19 protein-coding genes are annotated in these 22,618 nt (G+C 67.1%); 8 read left to right on the top strand and 11 right to left on the bottom strand.

Annotated elements, in window-relative coordinates:
• Positions 1 to 44: 44 nt before the first annotated feature.
• The 3 genes from pstA to pstS form a co-directional block, all read right to left on the bottom strand.
• The gene (gene pstA / locus ACFTSA_RS18590; protein ID WP_377953150.1) at positions 45 to 1,154 is read right to left on the bottom strand and encodes a phosphate ABC transporter permease PstA; all 1,110 of its coding nucleotides are present in this window, start codon (positions 1,152 to 1,154) and stop codon (positions 45 to 47) included.
• On the bottom strand, positions 1,155 to 2,087 hold the full coding sequence (gene pstC, locus ACFTSA_RS18585; protein WP_377953148.1) for a phosphate ABC transporter permease subunit PstC: 933 nt from the start codon (positions 2,085 to 2,087) through the stop codon (positions 1,155 to 1,157).
• Between the two features lie 121 nt (positions 2,088 to 2,208).
• The gene (gene pstS / locus ACFTSA_RS18580; protein WP_377953145.1) at positions 2,209 to 3,330 is read right to left on the bottom strand and encodes a phosphate ABC transporter substrate-binding protein PstS; all 1,122 of its coding nucleotides are present in this window, start codon (positions 3,328 to 3,330) and stop codon (positions 2,209 to 2,211) included.
• A 260-nt stretch (positions 3,331 to 3,590) separates the two neighbouring features.
• Here pstS and ACFTSA_RS18575 point away from each other — a divergent pair, with 260 nt between their 5' ends.
• Positions 3,591 to 4,142, top strand: a complete 552-nt coding sequence (locus tag ACFTSA_RS18575) for a flavin reductase family protein (protein WP_377953143.1) — start codon at positions 3,591 to 3,593, stop codon at positions 4,140 to 4,142.
• A 127-nt stretch (positions 4,143 to 4,269) separates the two neighbouring features.
• On the opposite strand, the gene ACFTSA_RS18570 is transcribed toward ACFTSA_RS18575, so the two are convergent.
• Positions 4,270 to 5,013 (bottom strand): hypothetical protein, encoded by a 744-nt coding sequence (locus ACFTSA_RS18570; RefSeq protein WP_377953141.1) that lies wholly within the window; start codon positions 5,011 to 5,013, stop codon positions 4,270 to 4,272.
• 114 nt (positions 5,014 to 5,127) lie between these two features.
• Entirely contained in the window at positions 5,128 to 5,862 is a 735-nt protein-coding gene (locus tag ACFTSA_RS18565) for a DUF5058 family protein (protein WP_377953139.1), read from the bottom strand.
• Between the two features lie 283 nt (positions 5,863 to 6,145).
• On the opposite strand from ACFTSA_RS18565, the gene ACFTSA_RS18560 reads away from it, so the two are divergent.
• On the top strand, positions 6,146 to 7,627 hold the full coding sequence (locus ACFTSA_RS18560) for an amidase (protein ID WP_377953137.1): 1,482 nt from the start codon (positions 6,146 to 6,148) through the stop codon (positions 7,625 to 7,627).
• Here ACFTSA_RS18560 and ACFTSA_RS18555 read toward each other — a convergent pair.
• From ACFTSA_RS18555 to ACFTSA_RS18545, 3 genes are read right to left on the bottom strand one after another with little or no spacing between them, the layout of a single operon-like run.
• Positions 7,599 to 8,564 (bottom strand): Lrp/AsnC family transcriptional regulator, encoded by a 966-nt coding sequence (locus ACFTSA_RS18555; protein ID WP_377953136.1) that lies wholly within the window; start codon positions 8,562 to 8,564, stop codon positions 7,599 to 7,601. The genes ACFTSA_RS18560 and ACFTSA_RS18555 overlap by 29 nt on opposite strands.
• A 45-nt stretch (positions 8,565 to 8,609) precedes the next feature.
• Positions 8,610 to 9,134, bottom strand: a complete 525-nt coding sequence (locus tag ACFTSA_RS18550) for a hypothetical protein (RefSeq protein WP_377953134.1) — start codon at positions 9,132 to 9,134, stop codon at positions 8,610 to 8,612.
• A gap of 9 nt (positions 9,135 to 9,143) precedes the next feature.
• Positions 9,144 to 11,144, bottom strand: coding sequence for a primary-amine oxidase (locus ACFTSA_RS18545; RefSeq protein WP_377953132.1), 2,001 nt, complete (start codon positions 11,142 to 11,144; stop codon positions 9,144 to 9,146).
• A gap of 121 nt (positions 11,145 to 11,265) precedes the next feature.
• Here ACFTSA_RS18545 and ACFTSA_RS18540 point away from each other — a divergent pair, with 121 nt between their 5' ends.
• The 3 genes from ACFTSA_RS18540 to ACFTSA_RS18530 all read left to right on the top strand — a co-directional run bounded on the left by ACFTSA_RS18540 (position 11,266) and on the right by ACFTSA_RS18530 (position 14,099).
• Positions 11,266 to 11,862, top strand: coding sequence for a TetR/AcrR family transcriptional regulator (locus ACFTSA_RS18540; RefSeq protein WP_377953130.1), 597 nt, complete (start codon positions 11,266 to 11,268; stop codon positions 11,860 to 11,862).
• 26 nt (positions 11,863 to 11,888) lie between these two features.
• Complete coding sequence (locus tag ACFTSA_RS18535; RefSeq protein ID WP_377953128.1) at positions 11,889 to 12,986, top strand: D-TA family PLP-dependent enzyme; 1,098 nt, start codon at positions 11,889 to 11,891, stop codon at positions 12,984 to 12,986.
• Positions 12,987 to 13,139: 153 nt separating this feature from the next.
• A complete protein-coding gene (locus ACFTSA_RS18530) occupies positions 13,140 to 14,099 on the top strand; it encodes a helix-turn-helix domain-containing protein (RefSeq protein ID WP_377953127.1) in 960 nt (319 codons plus the stop codon).
• A gap of 27 nt (positions 14,100 to 14,126) precedes the next feature.
• Here ACFTSA_RS18530 and gdhA read toward each other — a convergent pair whose 3' ends face one another.
• Positions 14,127 to 15,464 carry an NADP-specific glutamate dehydrogenase gene (gene gdhA, locus ACFTSA_RS18525; RefSeq protein WP_377953126.1) on the bottom strand — a complete coding sequence of 446 codons (1,338 nt, stop codon included), beginning with the start codon at positions 15,462 to 15,464 and terminating at the stop codon, positions 14,127 to 14,129.
• A gap of 193 nt (positions 15,465 to 15,657) precedes the next feature.
• Between gdhA and ACFTSA_RS18520 the strand changes: the two genes are divergently transcribed.
• Positions 15,658 to 16,419 (top strand): AmiS/UreI family transporter, encoded by a 762-nt coding sequence (locus tag ACFTSA_RS18520; protein ID WP_377953125.1) that lies wholly within the window; start codon positions 15,658 to 15,660, stop codon positions 16,417 to 16,419.
• Here the strand turns inward: ACFTSA_RS18520 and ACFTSA_RS18515 are convergent.
• Complete coding sequence (locus ACFTSA_RS18515) at positions 16,416 to 17,912, bottom strand: APC family permease (protein ID WP_377953124.1); 1,497 nt, start codon at positions 17,910 to 17,912, stop codon at positions 16,416 to 16,418. The two genes, ACFTSA_RS18520 and ACFTSA_RS18515, sit on opposite strands and share 4 nt — an antisense overlap.
• A 340-nt stretch (positions 17,913 to 18,252) precedes the next feature.
• The gene (locus ACFTSA_RS18510; protein WP_377953123.1) at positions 18,253 to 20,235 is read right to left on the bottom strand and encodes an FAD-binding monooxygenase; all 1,983 of its coding nucleotides are present in this window, start codon (positions 20,233 to 20,235) and stop codon (positions 18,253 to 18,255) included.
• A gap of 224 nt (positions 20,236 to 20,459) precedes the next feature.
• Here ACFTSA_RS18510 and ACFTSA_RS18505 point away from each other — a divergent pair, with 224 nt between their 5' ends.
• Both ACFTSA_RS18505 and ACFTSA_RS18500 read left to right on the top strand, forming a co-directional pair.
• Entirely contained in the window at positions 20,460 to 21,926 is a 1,467-nt protein-coding gene (locus ACFTSA_RS18505) for a fumarylacetoacetate hydrolase family protein (protein ID WP_377953122.1), read from the top strand.
• Positions 21,919 to 22,611, top strand: a complete 693-nt coding sequence (locus ACFTSA_RS18500) for a GntR family transcriptional regulator (protein ID WP_377953121.1) — start codon at positions 21,919 to 21,921, stop codon at positions 22,609 to 22,611. The genes ACFTSA_RS18505 and ACFTSA_RS18500 overlap by 8 nt, the downstream gene beginning before the upstream one ends.
• The last annotated feature ends 7 nt before the right edge of the window (positions 22,612 to 22,618 follow it).

Below are 22,618 nucleotides of genomic sequence, written 5' to 3'. Positions count from 1 at the left end.
TGAAGTCTAAGTCCCGGCCGCAGGGGCCGGTAAGGGAAGCCGGCTTAGCGGCCCGTCTTGGGTGCGAAGACCCGGGCAATCAGGCGGGCACCGAGGTTGAGCAGCATCACCAGGATGATGAGGACCAGGGCCGCGCCCCATGCCCGCTGCGATGACGGGTCGGGGTTGGACGGCGAGGTGGGGTTCAGGATCTGCGTGTAGATGAACGTGGGCAGCGAAGCCATCCACCCGCCGAACACGTTGTTGTTGATGCTCGTTGCAAAACCCGCGGTCACCAGGATCGGGGCGGTCTCACCGATAACTCGGGCGATTGCCAGGGTGACGCCGGACGCAATGCCGGAGATCGCCGTCGGGATGACCACCTTGAGGATGGTCCGCCACTTGCGCACGCCCAGCGCGTAGGCGGCCTCGCGGAGCTCGTTGGGCACGATCTTCAGCATTTCCTCGCTGGAGCGGACCACCACCGGGATCATCAGCACGGACAGCGCGACGGCGGCGACGGCGCCGGTTTTGGTGCCCGGGCCAACCACCGCGAAGAAGAACGCGGCAGCGAAGAGGCCAGCCACGATGGACGGGATGCCGGTCATGACGTCCACGAAGAAGGTGATGGCGCGGGCCAGCGGGCGGTCGTTGCCGTACTCGACGAGGTAAATCGCCGTCAGCAGGCCCACCGGGACGGAGATGACCGTGGCCAGCAGGGTAATCTGCACCGTGCCGACCAGCGCGTGGTAGATGCCGCCGATGACTGGCCCGGTGCCATCTGCCGCCCGGTTGTCGAACACACCGGTGACGCCGTTCATCGAGGTACCCAGGAAGCCCGGGTTGAGGAGGCCCGGCACGCCGTTAACAACGACTGTCCAGATGACGGAGATCAGCGGGAGCAGTGCAACCAGGAAAGCGCCCACCACAAGGCAGGTGGCGAGCTTGTCCTTGGCCTTGCGCGACCCCTCAACGGCACCGCTCCACCCCACGAGACCGACAGCGAAAAGTACGGCGGAGACGATGCCCCAGCCGAAGGCGTTGAAGCCGATCAGGGCGAGGATGGCGGCCCCGAGGACCAGCGCGACGCCCAGGACCACGTAGGGGGCGTACTTGGGCAGCTGGCCCTTGGTCAGGGCGGACCGCTTGCGGACCGGGGTCAGGGTGGAGGTCATTTAATTGGCTCCCGAGAATTCTTTGTGCCGGCTGATGATCCACCGGGCGATCATGTTGACGGCAAGGGTGATCACGAACAGGACCAGGCCCGCGGCGATCAGCGTGCTCACCTTGAGGCCGCTGGCCTCGGGGAAGTTGAGTGCGATCTCGGCGGCGATGGTCTGGTTGCCGGACTGGATCAGGCTGGCGGTGAGAGCACCGGAGGACAGCACCAGGGCCACGGCCATGGTCTCGCCCAGGGCGCGGCCGAGGCCCAGCATAACGGCGCTGATGATGCCGGGGCGGGCGAAGGGCAGCACGGACATCTTGATCATTTCCCAGCGTGTGGCGCCCAGCGCGAGGGCTGCTTCCTCGTGCAGTTTGGGGGTCTGGAGGAAGATCTCGCGGGACAGCGAGGTGATGATGGGAATCACCATGACGGATAGCACGATGCCGGCGGTCAGGATGGTCTTGCCCGTGGCGGAGGCGGGGCCGTGGAAGATCGGCAGCCAGCCCATGTTCGCAGCCAGCCAGCCGTAGGCGGGCGAGATCTGGGGGGCCAAAAAGGCCGCGCCCCAGGCACCGTAGATAACGGAGGGGATCGCGGCGAGCAGGTCCACCACGTAGCCGAGGCCTGATGCGAGGCCGCGCGGGGCGAAGTGCGAGATGAAGAGGGCGACGCCGATGGATACCGGCGTGGCGATGGCCAGTGCGATGATGGCGGCGATGAGGGTGCCGACGACGATCGGCCAGATGTAGGCGAAGAAGCCCTCGCCGCCCTGGATGTCCGCGGCGGGTGCGGTGAAGGCGGGAACCGCCTGGATGACGAGGAAGAGCGCCACCCCGAAAAGTACTGCAAGGATCAGGCAGCCTGCCGCGAGGGCCGCTCCGGAGAAGACTTTGTCCCCGGTGCGGCCGGCGCCTCGGGAACTGGTCAGGGAGGTGGTGGTCATACCCGGCCCTTCGGTGTTGGTGATGCAGAGATACGGATCGTGCTGTGACCGCGCTTTACACGGCTAAGTTCCCCGCCCTGCCTGGCGGCTGGGCGGGGAACCTCGGCGTTCGGGTCAAACGTTACGACTTGACCTTGATGGTTTCGATCGACTTGACGGCTTTCGCGGCCAGGGTGGCGGAGATCGGAGCCGACTTGGCGGACTCGGCGGCAGCCTTCTGGCCTTCTTCGGAGACTACGTACTTCTCGAAGGCCTTGACCAGGTCAACGGTTTCCTGCTTGTCGTAGGTGGAGCAGACGATGTGGTAGGAAACCAGGACCACGGGGTAGGCGCCGGCCTCGGTGGTGGTGCGGTCAAGCTTGATGGCACCGTCGGTGTCAGCGCGGCCTTCAACAGCCTTGCCGAGGTCGACTGCCTTGGAGGCGGCTTCCGGGGAGATCTTGACGAACTCGGAACCGACCTTGATCTGGGCGACGCCCAGCTTGCCGCCAACGGCGGAGTCGTCAGCGTAGGTCACGGCACCGGGGGTGTCTGTGACGGTCTTGACGACGCCGGACGTGCCCTTGGCGTTCTCGCCCTTGAGGGATGCAGGCCAGATGCCGTCGGCCTTGTCCTTCCAGACATCGGGAGCGGCAGCGGAGAGGTACTCGGTGAAGTTCTTGGTGGTGCCGGAGTCGTCAGAGCGGCTCACCGGGGTGACGGCGAGGTCCGGAAGCTTGGCGTCCGGGTTCAGGGCGGCGATGGCGGGGTCGTTCCACTTGGCGATTTCGCCGCGGAAGATCTTGGCAGCGGTGGGCGCGTCCAGCTTCAGCTCGGTGATGTCCGGCAGGTTGAACGCGATCGCGATCGGCGAGATGTAGACGGGAATCTCGATGGCACCCTCGGGGCCGCACACCTTCTTGGCGGAAGCCAGTTCCTCGTCCTTCAGGTAGGCGTCGGAGCCGGCGAACTGTGCCGAACCGTCGAGGATGGCCTTGCGCCCGGCGCCGGAGCCGTCCGGGGAGTACTGTACAGTGGCGCCCTGGTTGGCGGAGGCGAAGTTGGTCTTCCAGACGTCCATGGCCGCGCCCTGCGCGGAGGAGCCGATGCCGGTCAGGGTGCCGGTGACCTTGGTGCCGGCGGCGGAGGCGCTGCCTGCCGGGGCGGTGTTCGTGGCGTTGTCTGAACCACAGGCGGTGAGCGCGAGTGCGCCAGCGGCGATAACAGCGATTGCCGCGTGGCGGCCGAAGCGGAGTGCCTTCACTGGGTGTACCCCTTCCAGGGTTTCTGATGCGGTGCGGACCGGAGACGTCCGAACGTGCGATGCGTACTTTTTGTACCTTTACTGAAGTTATGGGCCGCAGGTAACAAGTTTTGGGGTGGGAGATGAACGGAGGGTTAACGACGGCGGGCCATTGGCTTACAGATGCTGGGTCACCATTGCGTTAGATGCGCCACAGTCGTAGTGAGTTCATCACACTGTTCACAGCCCGACCAGCGGCCCCACATGGAACGATGGGGCTTATGGAAATGTCAGGGCCGCTGGACGCGCGCGTGTTGGGCGATGGACCGCCGTCGGACGCCGACGTGGACCTGTATCGCAGGCTGAGTTCGGACATCACCGCCGGCGTCGCCGTGGTTTCCACCCGGCTGCGGAACAGGGATTACGCGGCCACGGTGAGTGGCTTCCTCCCGGTTTCCTACGACCCGCCCACCATGCTGGTCAGCCTGTACGCGGAGTCCCGCATTGGCGAGGCCGTGGAGGAGGCGGGCACCTGGGCCCTGAGCGTGCTTTCCGGCAAGCACCAGGGCACGGCGACGTGGCTGGCCAGTCCGGGGACGCCGCTGCACGGGCTGCTGGCGCAGGTCCCGTTCCGGCGCGGACCGGCCACGGGAGCTGCGATCATCGACGGCTGCCTGGCCTACTTCGAACTGCGCACCGTGTCGCTCCATTCTGCCGCCACCCACCTCCTGGTCGTGGGCGAGGTGGTGGCCATGGGCAGCGGGGCGGAACCGTCAGAGGTTCCGGACCCGCTGCTGCATTTCGGCTCCGAGTTCCGCCGTCTGGCCCCGTAAACCCTGTTGGCACAGTAAGCAGTCGGGCACAGTAAAGCAGCCGGGCACAGCGATAAGGGTGCGTTCCGCCGCGAACTGCGGAACGCACCCTTCTTTGTAACGCACCCTTGTTTACGGGGTTGACCAGCTACTCGAGGTGGACCGGCTGCGCCGGCCGGTCCACCGCACCGGGCTGCCGGCCCCGAAGGAACCACGCCAACAGCACCGTCCCCAGGACGGCGATGGCGGTGGACACCATGGCCAGTCCGGGAACCACCGGGAGGACCAGAAAGACGACGGCGGCTGCCACGGCCAGGGCGATGACGGTGGTCCGGGGCTGCTTCATGGAGACGATGGCCTGGACCAGCACGGCGCCGAGGACCGCGGGCAGCACGTACAGCCGGGTCACGTTCATGATGGCGGGCGGGATAACGCTGATGAGCCAGCTTCCCAGCAGGCCCACGAAAATGGCGAGGGAAGCCAGGTGGACGGCGGCCGCACCGCAGATCGCCACGACGGAAGCCAGCTGGCCGCGGCGGGTCCCGGGCTTGGCGCCGATGTTGGTCTGCGCGATCAGGGCCGCGGGCAGGAGCTTGTTGGAGATGTTGCCGATCATGAAGGCCTGGTACATGGCGGCCGGCCCGAGGATGGGGTAATAGGTCAGCGGCTCCACAATCCAGATGATCCCGAATGTGGCAGCGACGGCGGCGAAGGCGATCCAGAGCTGCGCGGGCGGGATGTCCAGTCCTCCGGCGAAGACAAGATACAGGGGGCCGGCCACGGACACCAGCAGGCCCGCGATCATGGTGGCGCGTCCCCAGCGGGAGGTGGTGCGGTCAAACTCGGCCATGGCTTGGTCCGTGGCGGAGGGTGCGGTGCTGGTGGCTGTCATGGTTCCTGTCCTTAACGATGGGGCTAACTGGGTGGCTGGTCTGGGGTGGGCGGGTCTGGGTGACGGGTCTGGGTGACGGGTCTGGGTGGGCGGTCAGGGTTGCCTGATGCGGGGTCAGCCGACTGTCGTGACAAATGCCGCTCCAAGGGCGGCGACGATCGAGATGCCCAGGCCCCACTCCCGGAGCCAGCTCTTGCCGAGCGCCTTGGCGAGCAGCAGGGACAGCGCCATCACTGCGGCGGAAACGGCAAAGGTGACCATGTGGGTGCCGGACTTAGGCAGCTCTGTGAAGCCCAGGCACGCGAAGGCCCCGATGAGGGCCGCCGCGGGAACGATGGCCATGGCCGCCGGGTTGATCGCGCGTACCTTGGCGTCGCCGCGGCGGAGCAGCGGGGTCAGGATCAGCGTGGCGATCATCCACATGGCGCCGCCGATGCTCATGGCAAAGAAGGCCACCGCGAAAACGCTTTGGGTGTAGCTCGCGTCGCCGAGCTTGGCTCCCAGGGTGCCTGCCGCGATGCCGGCTGCCGAGACGTCGTAGGCGGCGGAGCCGATGAGTCCGATCCGGGACAGCACGGCGGGTGCGCCGAAGAGTGCCAGCAGCGCGATGGCCACGAGCGAGACGGCGAGTGAGGGGCCAATCGCGGAAACGGCACCGGACCGGAATGACGTCCTGATATCTCCTGGTGTCATCTGCACCGAGGGTGCTGCCCGCCGCACTGCCCGGAGAAAGGTCAGCGACTGGACCACGACGACGCCGAAGACGCCTGCCACGCAGAGCCAGAGGACGGGGGCGTTGGCGACTGCAAGGATGTCCGTTGAGCCGGTGGGGGCCAGGGGTGCGTGCATGGGAGCCTCCTGTTTAGGGCCGCAGTGGGCCGGTGATGCTGATGCCGCGGGCTGGACCGCCGTGCTGCGGAATCTGGACCTCCGACCGGATCGGCCAGCAGGTTAGGAATACTGTCCGGGACGCTGGCTCGGGACGGCAAGGGATGGCGGAATCGGCCAAAATTCTGGCCGGATCAGTCATGCCGCGGTTTCGAGGGCGGATGCCTTCCACTCCTGCTCCCGGTCCTCCACACTTCAGGGAAATACAACCGCGCACTCTTCAACCGCCGCCCGAAGGAGCACCATGTCTGACGCCATCAGCGAACTTTCCGCTGTCGAGCTCACCGCCGCCATCAGGAACAGGGAAATCTCTGCACGGGAGGCCCTTGACTGCCACCTTGAACGCATTGCCGAGGTGAATCCCCGGCTCAACGCGGTGGTGACCCTCGACGCCGAGGGCGCCGCGAAGCTGGCAGCCCGCGCCGACGAACTCACAGCCTCCGGCGCCGGGCTGCCGCCCCTGCACGGCCTGCCCCTGACCCACAAGGACACGAACAACACCGCCGGAATGCGCACCACCCAGGGCTCGGTGGTGCTGAAGGACTTCGTGCCGGCCAAGGACGACCTCATCATCGCCCGGCTCAAGGCCGCCGGCGTGGTCAGCACGGGAAAGACCAACGTTCCCGAGTTCGGGGCAGGGTCCCACACGTTCAACGACCTCTTCGGCACCACCACCAATCCGTACGCGCCGGCCCTCAGTGCGGGCGGAAGCAGCGGCGGGGTGGCCGCCGTCGTGGGTTCCCGTGTGCAGCCGATGGGTGACGGCAGCGACATGGGCGGCTCGCTTCGGATTCCCGCGTCCTTCTGCAACATCGTCGGGTTCCGGCCGTCCCAGGCCGTCATTCCCGTACCGTCCGATATCAACGCCTGGTCCTGGCTGGGGCGGACCGGGCCGATGGCGCGGACCGTGGAGGACATCGCACTGTTCATGTCGGTCACCGCCGGACGGGATCCGCGCGTGCCCCACCCGCAGGTGGTGGATCCGGCGGATTTCAGGTCCCGGCTTGAGACCGACATGCGCGGGGTGCGGATCGGCTGGTCACGGGACTTTGGCATCGGTGTTCCCGTGGAATCTGACGTCGCCGATCATCTGGAACGCCGGCTCGCGGTGTTCGAGGAACTGGGGGCAGTGGTGGAGGAGGCGTGCCCGAATTTCAGTGAGGCGGACCTTGTCTTCGGCAACACGCGTGCGCTGGATTTCGCGGCCGGCCTGGGCGGCCTGGTCGCCGAATCCGGCGAACTCATCAAACCGGAGGTGCGGTGGAACGTCGCCAAGGGGCAGGCCCTCACCGCCGAGGACATCATTGCCACCAATGCCGCCCGCACCCGGCTCGAATACAGCGTCCAGGACTTCTTCCGGCGCTACGACATCTTTGCGAGTCCGTGCGCGCAGGTGCTGCCGTTCGACGCGTCCCTGCGCTACCCCCAGGAGGTAGCCGGCGTCCCCTCCGAAACCTATCTGGACTGGATGCGGTCGGCGTGCCTGCTCTCGGCCACCGGCCTGCCGGTGCTGAGCCTGCCTGCCGGGTTCGGCAGCTCCGGGCTGCCCATCGGGCTGCAGCTGGCCTCCAACCACTACACCGATGTGCAGCTGCTGCGCTGGGCGGGGGCGTTCGAGCAGCAGACCCGGTACGCCGCGGTTGCCCCGGATTTGGGCGGGTCTGAGCTGGGCACGCCGGCCGCCGGACGCGGCGGACTCAGGCCGGTGTCCGGGCAGGGCGCATGATGTGCCCGCCGCGTTTGCGGGCATCCAGGAGTACGGACACGTCGACCGACGAGGCCTGTGCCGCCCAGCCGGAAGCCGTGATCAGGCGGTACAGGGCCGGCTGGTCGGGCACGGTCACGTCGGCCACGATCTGGTAGCCACCAGCAATCGCTGCCGCGTAGCGTACCGTGGGCAGCCCGGCCAGGCTCCTGCCGAGCTGCTCCACCTGGTGCGGTGCGGCCCTGATCCACAGCAGGGCCTCGACGGCGAGCCCCAGGGCGGCCGGTTCCACCACCACGCGAGGCTGGACCTGGTTGTTGGCGAGCAGCCATTCGCAGCGCCTGCGGGCGGTTGCCTCCGAGACCCCGACGCGCCGGGCCAGCGCTTCGAAACTCATGCGCCCATCCGCACAGAGTGCCTCCACAAGCTCGGTGTCCTGGCGGTTCAGGGGTTGCCGCACCGCATGTACGCCGGTGTCCGCAGCGACCGGCGAGCGCAGGGCGTCTGCCTGCTCCGCGGTAAGCATCTCCGGCCGCCAGCCCTGGATGGTCCGGAAGTACCGCAGCACCGGATAGCTCACGGAATGCCGCAGCCCGATGGTGGACGGCAGTTCGTCGGAGAGGATGTCCCCCATCCTGTCCGGGTCCGTGAGGATCTCGGCCACGCAGTCCCCATTGCCGGTGACCGTGTACACGAACGTGGTGTCGGAGCGCTGCGCCAGCGACTGCGCGGCAGCGCGGGCCGTTCCCGGGATGCAGCGCATTTCCACCAGCATCGACGCCGGATGCGGCCGGACCGCGGCGACGGTGACGGCGCCGGATTCCAGGAGCTGAGCACCGCGGCGGGCCACGGTGCGCTCCGGCTCGCCCAGGACGGCGGCCATCTTGCGCCACGGGCAGCGGGGATCCAGCTGCAAGGCAGCCACAATCTGTCGTTCCAGTGAATCGAGCAGGATCATCCGCACCCCATCATCCGCATACAGGCCTTCAGTTAGGGCTCCATTTCAGCATGGAACAGGGCCGCAGCCCGGGGGGACGGAGCGAAGGCGGGCCAGCAGCGTCGCGGCGAGGAACGCCGTCGTAATTTCCAGCACGACGACGGCCAGCAGGCCCCCTGCACCCGAGCTCAAAGTGCCCGACCCTGGGAAATCCGCGCCAACCGCTGCCCCGGCATGGGAGTGGCCGGAGGCACCTCCCCCGGAGAAGGCGGAACCGCCCAGCAGCAGGACGGCGTGCAGGGCCGTCATGGCCAGCGCGCAGCCCATCACCTGGCGCAGGGCCTTCTCCCTGCCGCCGCGCCACAGGTGCACGGCGCACGGCAGGCAGACCCCGACCATCGCGAGCATCACGGCACCCAGCCACGGTCCGTGGTGGTTTCCGGCGACCAGCCACAGGTGCAGCGCACAGGACGCGGCGGTCACCAGCGAGACGGCGCGGGAGTGCAGGACGCGGCGGCCGCCGGAAAAAGAGCTGTTGCCGGTGCCCTGGACGGGGCCGGCAGCGCGGCCCCATCCCGGCAGTGCGGTCACGGCGTGAGCCTAGCCGTGGCAGTGGGACTCGGCGGACTCCCCGGCGTCGCCGTGGCAGTGGCCCCCGGCCCGCACATTCGGGTTGGCGGGCACATCCAGGACCGGGCTGCGGTCGAAGAAGCCTTCGGGGCGGAGCTTGAAGCCGACGGTATCCACGGGCATGATGGGCCAGTCCTCCACCCGCGGGAAGTGGGTCAGTCCGAAGGTGTGCCACACGACGATGTCCTGGCCGTCGATGTCGCGGTCCTGGGCGATGTAGGAGGGCAGGCCTGCGCCGCCGGAGTGCTGGTTGACGAAGTCGCCGGTGGGATAGCGCTCGTCCTCGGCGTAGCGGGTGACCCACAGGTCCTTGGTGGCAAAGGCGGCCCGCCGGGCAATGGAGGATTCGGGGTCGGCCATCAGGGTGGGCTGGTTGTGCGCGTGCAGCTTGTAGCCCACCGGCTCGCCCAGGCGGTTGCGGGATTCGGGGTTGGAGATGATCCAGGTCCGGCCCGTGCGGGCGTCAGCCTCGCGGACGGCCTGGGACTCGCGGGCCAGGACGGTGCGCTTCCGGGAGAACGCGTTGCCGCGCTCATTGCCCGGGCCCATCGGCTGCCGGACCACGTCCTCTTCCTCCACCCTGTTGGTGAAGCCGTCGACCGCCATGTCCAGGCGGGCACTGAAGATGTGCTGGTGGAACGGGGCTCCGAGGCCCGGTGCGAGCTGGGAGATGTTGTCCGAACCGCCGTCCGGGAACGCGGAGGTGAAGACGATGCCGGTGGCCTTGGCTTCGAATTCGATCGTGCCGTCCAGGTAGAGGTACCAGTAGAAGCCGTAGTCGTAGTTGCCGATGGTGGTGAAGAAGGAGATCACCAGCCGGCGGTTCCGGCGGGTGTAGTTGATGCCTGACCAGAGGTCGCTGTGCTTGGCCAGGATGCCCGAGTCCTCCTCATGCATGCAGATGCCGTTGCGGATCCCGCGGGGATTGCCGAAGGCGTCGCTGATGACGGGGCTGAGGTAGGTGATGTCGCCGAGGCAGTCGCAGCCCAGTTCCAGGGAGTTGGCGTACTGGCCCACGAGGTACTCCCCCGTGTCGAAGTAGTTCTGCCAGGACCGGATCGGGGACGGATCCCCGTACGGGACCACCATCTCGGCGATCGACGCGCGGTTGATGATGGGCCGGAGCCGGCCCCCGTCCCGGAAGCCGATGTTGTGCAGCACCACGCCCTCGCGGACGTCAAAGCCGACATCCAGGCTCCACTTCTCCCACTCGATGTGGTTGCCGCCGGTCACCGTGAAGCTGGGGCCCTCGGGCTGGGTGATGCTGATGGGCTTCTGGCTGGTGCGGAGCGGTCCGGTGAGCCCCGGATCGGTGTAGTTGCCGTGCTCTGCCGGGACAGGGAAGACGCCGGTGTCGATCACCTGCGTGACTTCCTTGCTGACCACGTCCACGTAGGCGACGAGCCCGTCCACAGGGTGGGCCCAGGCGCTGTCCTCCGGGAAGTCCTGCACAAAGGCGAGCCCGCGCAGGATCCGGCGGCCCTTCTCCTCCGCGTACTCGAACACGCCGGCGGACAGCGGGGCAACGCGCACCTTGCTGACGTCCAGGTTCCGGGCGGCCAGGGCCGTCAGCCACCGCTCGTCCGTGGCCAGCAGCCGCTCCACCACCTCGAACTCCTCTTCCAGGACCGGCAGCTCCCCGGTGGCGGCGGTGTCGAGTTCGACGGCGGAGATCACGGTGCCGCTGGTGACCGAGACGGTGACATCCTGCGGCCGGGCACCGGAGACATCGTGGATGAAGATCCGGAAACGCCGGTCTTCGGTGCCGGAGCCGGTTCCGGCGGCAGTTCCGCGGGCGGCATTTGTTTCCCGGGCGGCTGTTTCCCGGGCAGGGTCCAGCAGGCCCAGGTAGGCAATGCGCTTCTCCGGACCAAGGAGGCCGCCGGAGCGAAGAATGCCCTGCACCTCGCTGATGTCCGCCGCGGATGCGAGGCGGAACGGGCTGGCTGTTTCTGTGATGGAGAGCGTCATGGCGGCCTTTGTCCGGGACCCTGGCGGGTCGGATTTTTATTTTCTATAGTTGTAGAGAATAAGCGAACGTAAGATGGCTCACAAGAGTCTGGGCGGAAAATATTTACCGGGGAGCGGCCGCGTGCCAAAGATTGTTGACCACGACGAGCGCCGCTTGGAACTCGTCGATGCGACCTGGCGGATCATCGCCAGGCTGGGTATCGAAAGCGCCACGATGCGGGAGATCGCCACCGAGGCCGGTTTCGCGAACGGCGCGCTCAAGCCGTACTTTCCCACCAAGGACACCCTGCTGACCTTCGCGTTCGGCCACGTCTTCAACCGGACCAACGAGCGCATCGCCGAAGTCACTTCGGGGCTTTCGGGGCTGGCGGCCCTCCGGGCCTTCTGCGTCGAAGTCCTCCCGCTGGATGAGGAACGGATCAATGAAGCCCGGATCGTCATCCCCTTCTGGCAGAAGGCCATCAACGATCCCGGCAAGGCGCAGATCCACCGGGAATCGATGCAGCAGTGGCTGGATACGATCCGGCGCCACCTCGCGGAGGCCAGGGACAGCGGGGACGTAAATACCGCCGTCGACGACGACAGCCTCGCCGGCCAGCTGCTCAACATGCTGCTGGGGGCCCAGATCGCGGCAGCGCTGCTCCCGGAGGGCCAGACGGAGCTCGGCCTGGACGGACAGCTTGAGGGATACCTCTCCCTGCTGACGGTGCAGCATTGATCAAGAACAACCAGGAGACGCCGGAAGTGACCATCCCAGAGGAAATCGATACGCCGGACATCATGATCGACGTCGACATCCTCGACCGGAACATCCGGAGGATGGCATCAGCCGTCCGGGCACGGGGCCTGGGACTGCGGCCGCATGCCAAAACCCACAAGGTTCCCGAAATCGCAGCCCGCCAGATCGCGGCCGGAGCCTCCGGACTGACAGTGGCAACCATCGGCGAGGCTGAAGTGTTCGCCGCCGCCGGCGTCGACAACCTCTTCATCGCCTACCCGCTCTGGATCTCGCCGCAGAAAGCCGAGCGGCTTAAACACCTGTCGCAAACTGCGCAGATCACGGTCGGCGTGGACTCCGTAGAGGGCGCAACTAATCTGGGATCCGGCCTCGGCAGCGCCGCTGGGAGCATCAGTGTCCTCGTGGAACTGGACAGCGGCCACCATCGCAGCGGCGTCCACCCGGAATCCGTCGCGCCGGTGGCCGAAGCCGCGGCGCGCGCCGGGCTGAAAGTCGCGGGAGTCTTCACCTTTCCGGGACACAGCTACGCACCGGGCATGCCGGTCGAGGCGGCCGGGCAGGAGCAGCAGGCCCTGAACCAGGCGTCCGAGGTACTGAAGGCGGCAGGATTCGAGGTCACCTGCCGCAGCGGCGGCTCCACCCCGACGGCGATGCTGACGGGAAACTCAGCCGCCACCGAGGTGCGCCCGGGCGTCTACGTCTTTGGTGACGCCCAGCAACTGGAGCTGGAGCGGTGCGCCGTCGATGACATCGCGCTGACAGTGGCGGCCACCGTGGTCAGCCACCACGCAACCCCGGCGGACGGTCCTGCACGCTTCATCATCGATTCCGGCAGCAAGGTCCTCGGCAGCGACCGGCCCGCGTGGGCAAGCGGCTTCGGACGCCTGATGGACCATCCCGACGCCCGGATAACCGCACTGTCGGAGCACCACGCGACCGTTGAGTGGCCCGGGCCCGATACGATGCCCGCCATCGGGCACCGGCTGCGGGTCATCCCCAACCACGTGTGCCTCGCGATGAACCTCGTGGACGACGTTGCGGTTATCCGCGGAGGCGAGCTTGTGGACCGCTGGGCGGTGGCGGCCCGGGGCAAAAACAGGTAAGCGGCGCAACGGCCGGCGTTCAGGGAATCTTTTTTCGCCATACGTTGAAAAAAGATGACAGCGCAGAATTTCGCCGCTAACCTGAAATGACTGTGTTCCACGACACAGTATTGGGGACCCGCAACAGACAGCCAACCGGCGTCAGGAATGTTCATGCCAGCAACCACAATCCGCTCCGCGGACCAGGCCCTCACCTCCAGCGTGGCCACCTCCTTTAACCACTGGAGGCACCTCGTCGCACAGTCCTTCGTGCCACTGGCCGCCGAAACGGACCGGCCTGAGCAGTTCCGTGGCCGCATGCGCTCCAGGGTGCTGGACCGCACGTGCATCGTGGAAGTTTCGGCTTCAAGCCACAGCGTCCACCGCACACCGGCCCTCCTGGCACAGTCCGACCAGCGCTATTTCAAGCTCAACCTCCAACTGGAAGGCACGGGGCTCCTCATCCAGGACAACCGCGAGGCCGTGCTCCGCCCCGGCGACCTGGCGATCTATGACACCAACCGCCCGTACACGCTGGCGTTCGAGAATGCGGCGCGCATGATGGTGGTCATGTTCCCGCACGACTCCCTGTCGCTGCCGCCGGAGTATGTGGGACAGCTGTCGGCCGTCCGCATGGCCGTGGAATCCGGACTGGCAGGCATTGTGGGACCGTTCATTACGCAGCTCGCCGGCAATCTAGAGGCACTCAGCGGGCCGAGCGGCTCCCGGCTCGCTGCCAACACGCTGGACCTCGTCTCCACCATGCTCCGTGCGGAACTGGATCTGGCCGCGGACAGCATGAAGCCCCAGGCGCTGCTGGCCGCATCGGTCCGTGACTACATCGAGGCGAACCTCGCCGATCCGCAGCTGTCGCCGGCCAGCATTGCGGCGGCGCATTTCATTTCGACCCGCCACCTGCACAACGTCTTCCACGAGTCCGGCAGCACAGTTGCCAGCTGGATCCGGAGCCGCCGGCTGGAACGCGTCCGCCGTGATCTCAGGGATCCGCTGCACTCCGGCACCTCCGTGGGTGCCGTGGCGGCGCGCTGGGGATTCCTGGACGCGGCGCACTTCAGCCGCACCTTCCGGGAGGCCTTCGGCGAGTCACCCACCGACTGGCGGCGCGGCGCCTAGGCAGCCGGCACCCGGATCATCCGGCGGCTAGATCAGACCCTGTGCCAGCATCGCATCCGCCACCTTGACGAAGCCGCCGATGTTCGCGCCCAGCACGTAGTTTCCAGGCTCACCGTACTCATCCGCGGTGGAGGCGCAGCTGTTATGGATTCCCACCATGATGTCCGTGAGCCGCTGTTCCGTGTGCTCGAAGGACCAGGAGTCGCGGCTCGCGTTCTGCTGCATCTCGAGCGCCGAAGTCGCCACACCGCCTGCGTTGGCGGCCTTGCCCGGCCCGAACAGCACACCGGCCTCCTGGAATACTGCCACCGCATCCCGGGTGGAGGGCATGTTGGCACCCTCGCCGACGGCAACCAGGCCGTTCCGCACCAGCCGGGCGGCAGCACCGCCGTCGAGCTCGTTCTGCGTGGCGCACGGCAGCGCGACAGTGGCGTCGACGTCCCAGACGGAGCCGGCCTCCACGTAGGAAACGCCGGAACGGCGCAGAACGTAGTCCTTGAGGCGTCCGCGTTCCACTTCCTTGACCTGGCGGAGCAGCCCGACCTCGACCCCGGCCTCGTCCACGATGTATCCCGAGGAGTCGGAGCAGGCCACCACGTGGGCGCCGAGCGACTGGGCCTTCGCGATGGCGTTGATGGCAACATTGCCGGAGCCGGACACCACCACGCGCTGCCCGTCGAAGGATGAGCCCCGCGTCCTGAGCATCTCTTCGGTGAAGATGACGGTGCCGAAGCCGGTGGCCTCGGGCCGGACCAGCGAACCTCCCCAGGAGATGCCCTTGCCCGTCAGGACACCGGACTCATAGCGGTTGGTGATGCGCTTGTACTGGCCGAACAGATAACCGATTTCACGGCCGCCCACGCCGATGTCACCGGCCGGCACGTCGGTGTACTCGCCGATGTGCCGGTAGAGCTCAGTCATGAACGACTGGCAGAACCGCATGACTTCGGCATCACTGCGGCCGCGGGGGTCGAAGTCGGAACCGCCCTTGCCGCCGCCGATCGGCATGCCGGTGAGCGCGTTCTTGAAGATCTGCTCGAAACCGAGGAATTTCACGATCCCGAGGTAAACGGAGGGATGGAACCGGAGGCCGCCCTTATATGGGCCGAGCGCCGAATTGAACTCCACCCGGAAGCCGCGGTTGATCTGCACCCGGCCGGAGTCATCCGTCCATGGCACCCGGAAGATGATCTGGCGTTCGGGCTCGCAGAGCCGCTCCAGGATGGCGGCCTCAAGGAACTCGGGGTGCCGGTCATGGACAGGGCCCAGGCTTTCAAACACCTCAATCACCGCCTGGTGGAACTCGGCTTCGCCCGGATTCCGCGCCAGCACCGTGTCCCTGACAGCCTCCAGCCGTGCATCCATGAATAGTCCTATCTTCGGCATCCGGCGGCGGGGTATGTGCAGCGCGGCGCCCTATAGTTGAGCTTTCAACCTAACCGATTAAGACCGCGACCGGCTAGGCGGCTGAGATTGGATGCCCTATTGTCCGTATTGTGACAGCTGAATTCCCCATTATGAGAGACGGGTCTTTGACCCCTTTGAGGAGGGCCGGCTGATGGCATACGTCTGCCTCCTCCTCTCGGGCGCCGCGCTGCTGGTCAACGGGCTCGCCACCCTGGGAGCCCTCCCCCGCCGGGACGCAGCCGTCCTGAGCCTGGTCATCGGCAGCCTTCAGCTGCTCTTGGGCGTCACGTATCTGGGCGCCATGTGTCTGGGCGTCACGGCTGCGGGCGCTGCGGCTCAGGAGTCCGACGGCGGCGTGCAGCTGCTGCTTTCAGCGTCAGGCATGTTCCTGTTCGGCATGACCTACGTTTACGTCGGGCTGGATTTCCTGCTGGGGCTGGGTTCCCGGGGCCTTGGCTGGTTCTGCGGAATGGTGGCCGGGTGCGGCCTCCTGCTCGCCGCGGCCTGGTTCCCCCGGGACCCGCTGCTGGCGGTGCTCTGGCTCTGCTGGTCCTACCTGTGGATGCTGTTCTTCTTCTCGCTCGCGCCCGGCCAGAGCCGGCTGTCGCCGCTGATCGGCTGGTCCCTGGTCCTGGGCAGCCAGGCGACAGCAACGGTGCCGGCCCTGCTCGGGATCACCGGGCATTGGCCCGGTGATCCCGCCGCTGCCGGTGGAGCCGCAACGTGCATCGCCGCGCTGCTCCTGCTCGCCGCCGGCCTCGCCAGACGGGATTGCCGCAGGGACGCCCGGCGGGAGGGCGGGACGGACGCCCAGCGGGACGGCGGGCCCGACGGCCAGCGGGACGGCGGGCCGGACGCCCAGCCCGCCGCCGTCGTCGTCCCTGCCGAACTGTTCGGGACGACGGGCCGTTAGTTGCCGCCGGCAGCAGCCTCGTCGGCGAACGGGAGCCCCGAGGTGCCGGCGCGTTTCTCCACTGCGATTTCCGCCACCACTCCGGCTACAAACATGACGGGGACGGCTATCAGCAGCCCGACGGCCGTTTCGGCGCTGCCGCCGATCAGGGAGGTGAAGTTGCTGACCACCAGGTACAGGACCCACACCAGCAGCAGCGAAGCAAGGACCGGTGCAATGAGGGTCTGCCAGAGCTGCCCGGGCACCCGTTCACGGCGGAAAAATGTGACGACGGCGAGGGAGCACAGCATGTAGAGCACCAGCAGTGCGGCCACGGCGAGTCCGCTGAACCAGGAGAAGAGCGTCAGCACAGGATCCATTCCCAGGACGGCGAACGGGCCCACGAGCAGCCCGGCGACGGCTGTCTGGACCCAGGCCGCGGATGCGGGGGCGCGGTGCTTGTTGGTCCGCGCCAGGACAGCGGGCAGGGATCCGCGCAGGGCCAGCGAGTGGAGGTAGCGGTTGATGCCGTTGTGGAAGGCGATGATGCCTGCCAGGAGGGAGGTCACCAGAAGGATTCCGGCGGTCACACCGGCCCACGGCCCAAACAGTTCAACAAGCGGGCCGATGACGAAGGAGGTCGCGTCTCCGGACTCCAGGGCGGCACCGGCGGCGTCGATGACGTGCGAGGGCCCGTAGAAGCTCACCAGCATCCAGGTGATGAAGGCGAAGAACACGGCGATGATGCACACGGACAGGTAGGTTGCCCGCGCCACCGTCCGGTGGGGATCCTTGGCCTCGGCGGAGTAGATGGCCGTTGACTCGAAGCCGAACATGGAGGCAACGGCGAACATGATGGCAACACCGGGGGCGCCGCTTGCGATCGCTTCCGGGGAGAAGGAGGCGGCCATGTTGAGGCCTTCGGGGCCCCCGCCCTTCAGCAGGACAGTGAATCCGAACAGCAACAGGATCGCGACCTCCAGGCCGACGAGGAATGCCAGGACGCGGGCGCCGAGTTCGATGTTCTTTGATCCAAGCACCTGCACGCCTGCCATGGTGGCAATGGCCAGCAGCCACCAGGGAACGGCCACGCCGGCGGAACCCAGCAGGCCGGAGAAGGCCGCACCGTAGAGCCCGTACATGGCGGCCTGCACCGTGCTGTATGCGAGCAGCGCCAGCCAGGCAGCTCCCGTGCCCGTCTTTCGGCCGAAGGCGGCGGAGACGTAGGCATAGAAGGCACCGCTGGCCTGCACCTTCCGGCTCATGGCCACGAAGCCGACGGCGAAAATGACAATGACGATGCCCACGACGAGGTATGCGCCCGGCGCCCCGGCGCCATTGCCGAGGGCAGCGGCCAGGGGCGCTGCACCGACGATGCCGGTCAACGGGGCCTGGGCCGAAAGAACGAAAAAGAGAATGCCCAGGACGCCGATGCTGCCCGCGCGGAGGGCGGTGGACTGCTCCTTGTGCGGATTTGCTTCTGCAGTCCGGAACTCGGAATTTGAAATACTCATTGGATCCTTCTTAACGGTCATGAGCGTTGGAGAGGGGTGCAGGCAATGGCCTCGCACCGCTAAATCCAGCGTGGCAGTCCCGGTCGGATAGGGCTTGTCTGGCAGCGATCAGTTGTTGTGCCTCAGCGCACTCGTAGAGCATCGCAGCCTTTATTCAGAGGGTCCCGCGGCGGCAGTGCGCGGTCAAGACGGGACCTGCTGCGGCCAGGTAGGCTCACGGGCGATGCGCAGCCGGAACAACAGAGTCCGGATCCTTTGTCGCAAAGGGATCCGGACTCTGTTGTTCCGACTGAGTTATGGGTCTGCCGGGGAGGCCCTGGCCTCCCCGACAGACGGGCCTCTACACCAGGTTGGCCACCAGCCCCGAGCCGGCGGACTGCAGCGTTTCGGGCTGACGCGCTTCGGCCGGAACCGGCTCAGCCTGAACCGGCTCAGCCCGGCGGCCCGGGAGGAGGGGCGCAAAGAACTCCCCGAGCTCCGCCGTCGCGGTCAGCGGCAGGACGTTCGCCACGTACTGGTCCGGGCGGACCACCACCACGACGCCGCCGCGGTCCAGGCCGCGCAGGTCGAAGATGTCGGCCTTCGGGTCGGTCCCGTAGACCTTCTCGAGGTTGGTGAGCTTGAACGGCCCGACCTCCGGTTTGAACACGGCAGGGACGGCGTTGATGTCGATGTCCCGGTGGTCTTGCTGGTAGATGACCTTCACGTCGAACCAGGCATCGGCGTCGACGCCCTCGGGCGTGGCTGCCAGCGGGGACTCCGGGGAGTTCTCCAGCCAGTGCGCGAGGTCGGTGGCCGGCGACGGGGCGCCGGCTTCGGCGGCGTCGGCGAAAACGTAGATGCGCCAGCGCCCGTCGGCCTTTGCCTGGTGTCCCAGCTGCAGCGGGTTGGTGTCGCAGACGCGCTGCACGGGGGCGGACTTGAAGCGCTTGCCGGTCGGGAATCCCGTGGCCAGGCCGGCGTGCTTGGCCTCGGCGACGATCATTGACGGCGCGTACTCGGTCATGAAGCCGGCCGGGAATTCGGCGGTGCGCACGTAGAAGTCCTCGAGTTCCGAGGGGTCGTTGAACTCCTCGGGCTTCTTGGCCATGAGGGTGGACCACTCCTTGTCGAAGTCGATGAGGTTCTTCGCCACGACCTGGCGTTCCGCGGAGTAGGTGGCGAGCAGGGACTCCGGGCTGCGGCCTTCGAGTACGTGGCCGAGCTTCCAGCCGATGTTGAAGCCGTCCTGCATGGAAACGTTCATGCCCTGGCCGGCCTTGGCGCTGTGGGTGTGGCAGGCGTCGCCGGTGATGAACACGCGCGGCGTGCGGGTGTCCCGGTCGGCGGGCAGGACGTCGTCGAACCTGTCGGTGAGGCGGTGGCCCACCTCGTACACGCTGTGCCAGGCGACGTTGCGGACGTCGAGGGTGTAGGGGGTGAGGATCTGGTTCGCGTGGGCGATGATCTGTTCGATGGTGGTCTTGCGGATGGCGCCGTTGTCGTTCTCCGGCACGACGCCGAGGTCGACGTACATGCGGAAGAGGTGGCCGCCCTCGCGCGGGATCAGGAGGATGCTGCCGCCGTCGTGGGACTGGATGGCGCACTTGGTGCGGATGTCCGGGAAGTCTGTGGAGGCGAGGACATCCATGACGCCCCAGGCGTGGTTGGCCTGGTCTCCGGCGAGGGTGCAGCCGATCGATTCGCGGACCTTGCTGCGGGCACCGTCGGCACCCACCACATACTTGGCCTGCACAACGCGCTCCTGGCCTGCCAGCTCGCCCGCGGTGTGGAGCAGGGTCACGGTCACGGGGTACTCCCCCGAATCCGCGACGTCGAGGCTGCGGAACTCGTAGCCGTAGTCGGGGGTCATTCGGGTGGGGGAAAAGGCCATGACCCGGGCGAAGTAGTCCAGCACGCGGGCCTGGTTAACGATCAGATGCGGGAATTCGCTGATGCCCATTTCGTCGTCGACCGCGCGGGCGGCGCGGACAATGTGCTGTGGGTTCTCCGGGCTCGGCTTCCAGAACGCCATCTCGGTGATCCGGTAGGCCTCCGCGGTGATCTCCTCGGCGAAGCCGAACGCCTGGAACGTCTCGACGCTGCGGGCCTGGATGCCATCGGCCTGGCCGATGGCGAGGCGTCCGCCGCGGCGCTCCACGATGCGTGTGGTGATGTCCGGGAACTGCGAGAGCTGGGCTGCTGCCAGCATGCCGGCGGGACCGGAGCCCACGATGAGCACGTCGATCTGGTCGGGCAGCTCTTCGGGGCGGTTGATGCCGACGCCGGCGGCCGGCTGGATGCGCGGATCACCGGAAACGTAACCGTGGTGGTGGAACTGCACGGGCTTTCCTCACTTCACTGTGTGGCTGGCTTTCGCCAAATCATGTGTTCTATATCGGAACAGATGGTTCGATAATAGAAATTGTGGTTATGCTTCAGTACTGTACGTCACACATGACCCGGGTTACAAGCGGCGCACTTCCCCGAAATACCAGGGGTTGACGGATAGTCGGAAGCGGTCCAGTATGTTTCGTATACGATTTCGTACCTGATGAGGAGAACGCTTTGGAGCAGGTCAACGACGACACCTTTGCAGCAGCACGCAAGGTGATCGCGGTGCACATCAACTACCCCAGCCGGGCAGCCCAGCGCGGCCGGACCCCGGCGCAGCCCTCCTACTTCCTGAAGCCGTCGTCCTCGCTGTCCCTGACCGGAACCGCCGTCGAACGCCCGGCCGGCTGCGAACTCCTTGGCTACGAGGGCGAGATCGCCATCATCATCGGCAAGGCGGCCCGCCGCGTCGACGTCGGGGACGCGTGGAGCCACGTCGCCGCGGTCACCGCCAGCAACGACCTTGGCGTGTACGACCTCCGCTACGCGGACAAGGGCTCCAACCTCCGGTCCAAGGGCGGCGACGGGTTCACCCCCGTGGGCCCGGCACTGATTCCGGCAGACGCCGTCGACCCCGCCAAACTGCGCATCCGCACGTGGCACAACGGCGACCTGGTCCAGGACGACACCACAGAAGACCTGCTCTTCCCGTTCGCCCGGCTCGTGGCGGACCTTTCCCAGCTGCTCACCCTCGAGGAGGGGGACATCATCCTCACCGGCACACCGGCCGGCGCGTCCGTCGCCGTCCCCGGTGATGTGCTGGAGGTGGAAGTCAGTACCGCCGACGGCGGGCTGAGCACCGGCCGCCTCACCACCACCGTTAAGGAAGGTACGACGGCGTTCGCCGACTTTGGTGCCCGGCCCAAGTCCGATGACCTGCAGCGGGAGGAAGCCTACGGCTCCCGGGAAGCAGCGGGCTTGCCAGCCGCCGGCTCTGCCCTGAGCGCGAAGCTGAAAGCCAAGCTGGAGAGCGTCTGCACCGCCACGCTGTCCTCCCAGCTGCGCAAGCGCGGCCTGAACAACGTCAGCATCGACGGCCTCACCGCCACCCGCCCGGATCGCAAGGTGGTGGGCCTGGCGCGGACCCTGCGCTACGTGCCCAACCGCGAGGACCTCTTCAAGACGCACGGCGGCGGCTTCAACGCCCAAAAACGCGCCATCGATTCCGTCAACGAGGGCGAAATCCTGGTCATGGAGGCCCGCGGCGAGAAGGGCACCGGCACCATCGGCGACATCCTGGCCCTGCGCGCCCAGGTCCGCGGCGCCGCCGCCATCATCACCGACGGCGGCGTCCGCGACTTCTCCGCCGTGGCCGCCATGGAGCTGCCCACCTACTACTCCAACCCGCACCCCGCCGTGCTGGGCCGCCGCCACATCCCGTGGGACACGGACATCACCATCGCCTGCGGCGGCACCACGGTGCAGCCCGGCGACATCATCGTGGCCGACTCCGACGGCATCCTGGTGATCCCGCCGGCCATCGCCGAGGAAGTCGCCGACGACTCCATCGCCCAGGAACGCGAAGAGGTCTTCATCGCCGAAATGGTGGAGCAGGGCCACAGCGTGGACGGGCTCTACCCGCTCAACGCGCAATGGCGCACGAAGTATGAGGAGTGGGAAGCGAGCAAGGCAAATGACTGAGACGGTTACAGCGGACACGATCACCGGCACCGCCGGCAGCAAGTCCGAGCAGGCCTACCAGGCCATCAAGGCGCGGATCGTGGAAGGCACCTACACGCCGGGCTACCGGCTGGTCCTGGCCGCCATCGCCAAGGACCTCGGCTTCAGCGTGGTCCCGGTCCGCGAAGCCATACGCCGCCTCGAGGCCGAAGGCCTGGTGAAGTTCGAACGCAACGTCGGGGCTACCGTGGCGGGCATCGACCCCACCGAGTACCTCTACACGATGCAGACCCTGAGCATTGTGGAGGGTGCGGCCACGGCCTTGTCTGCCCCGCTGGTTGGCGAGGCGGACATTGCCCGGGCCCGCGCCGTGAACGCCGAGATGCGCGATTGTCTGCAGCACTTCGACCCGGTCCGTTTCACCCGGCTCAACCAGGACTTCCACAGCGTCCTGTTCGAGCACTGCCCCAACCCGCACATCCTGGACCTGGTCCACCGCGGCTGGAACCGGCTGGCATCACTGCGGTCCTCAACCTTCCGCTTTGTTCCCGGCCGGGCCCACGAATCCGTGGACGAACACGAGGCCCTGCTCCGGCTCATTGAAACCGGCGCTGACGCCGACACCATCGAAAAAGCAGCACGGCTCCACCGCAGCGCCACCCTTGACGCCTACCTCGCCCAAGCAACCTCCAAAGACCACAGTTAGGACCTCA

This window comes from Arthrobacter sp. NPDC057013, assembly GCF_042674585.1.
In the GTDB taxonomy this organism is placed as follows: domain Bacteria; phylum Actinomycetota; class Actinomycetes; order Actinomycetales; family Micrococcaceae; genus Arthrobacter.
The sequence above is the reverse complement of the archived record's forward strand: the minus strand, read 5'-3'. Positions and strand labels throughout refer to the sequence as shown.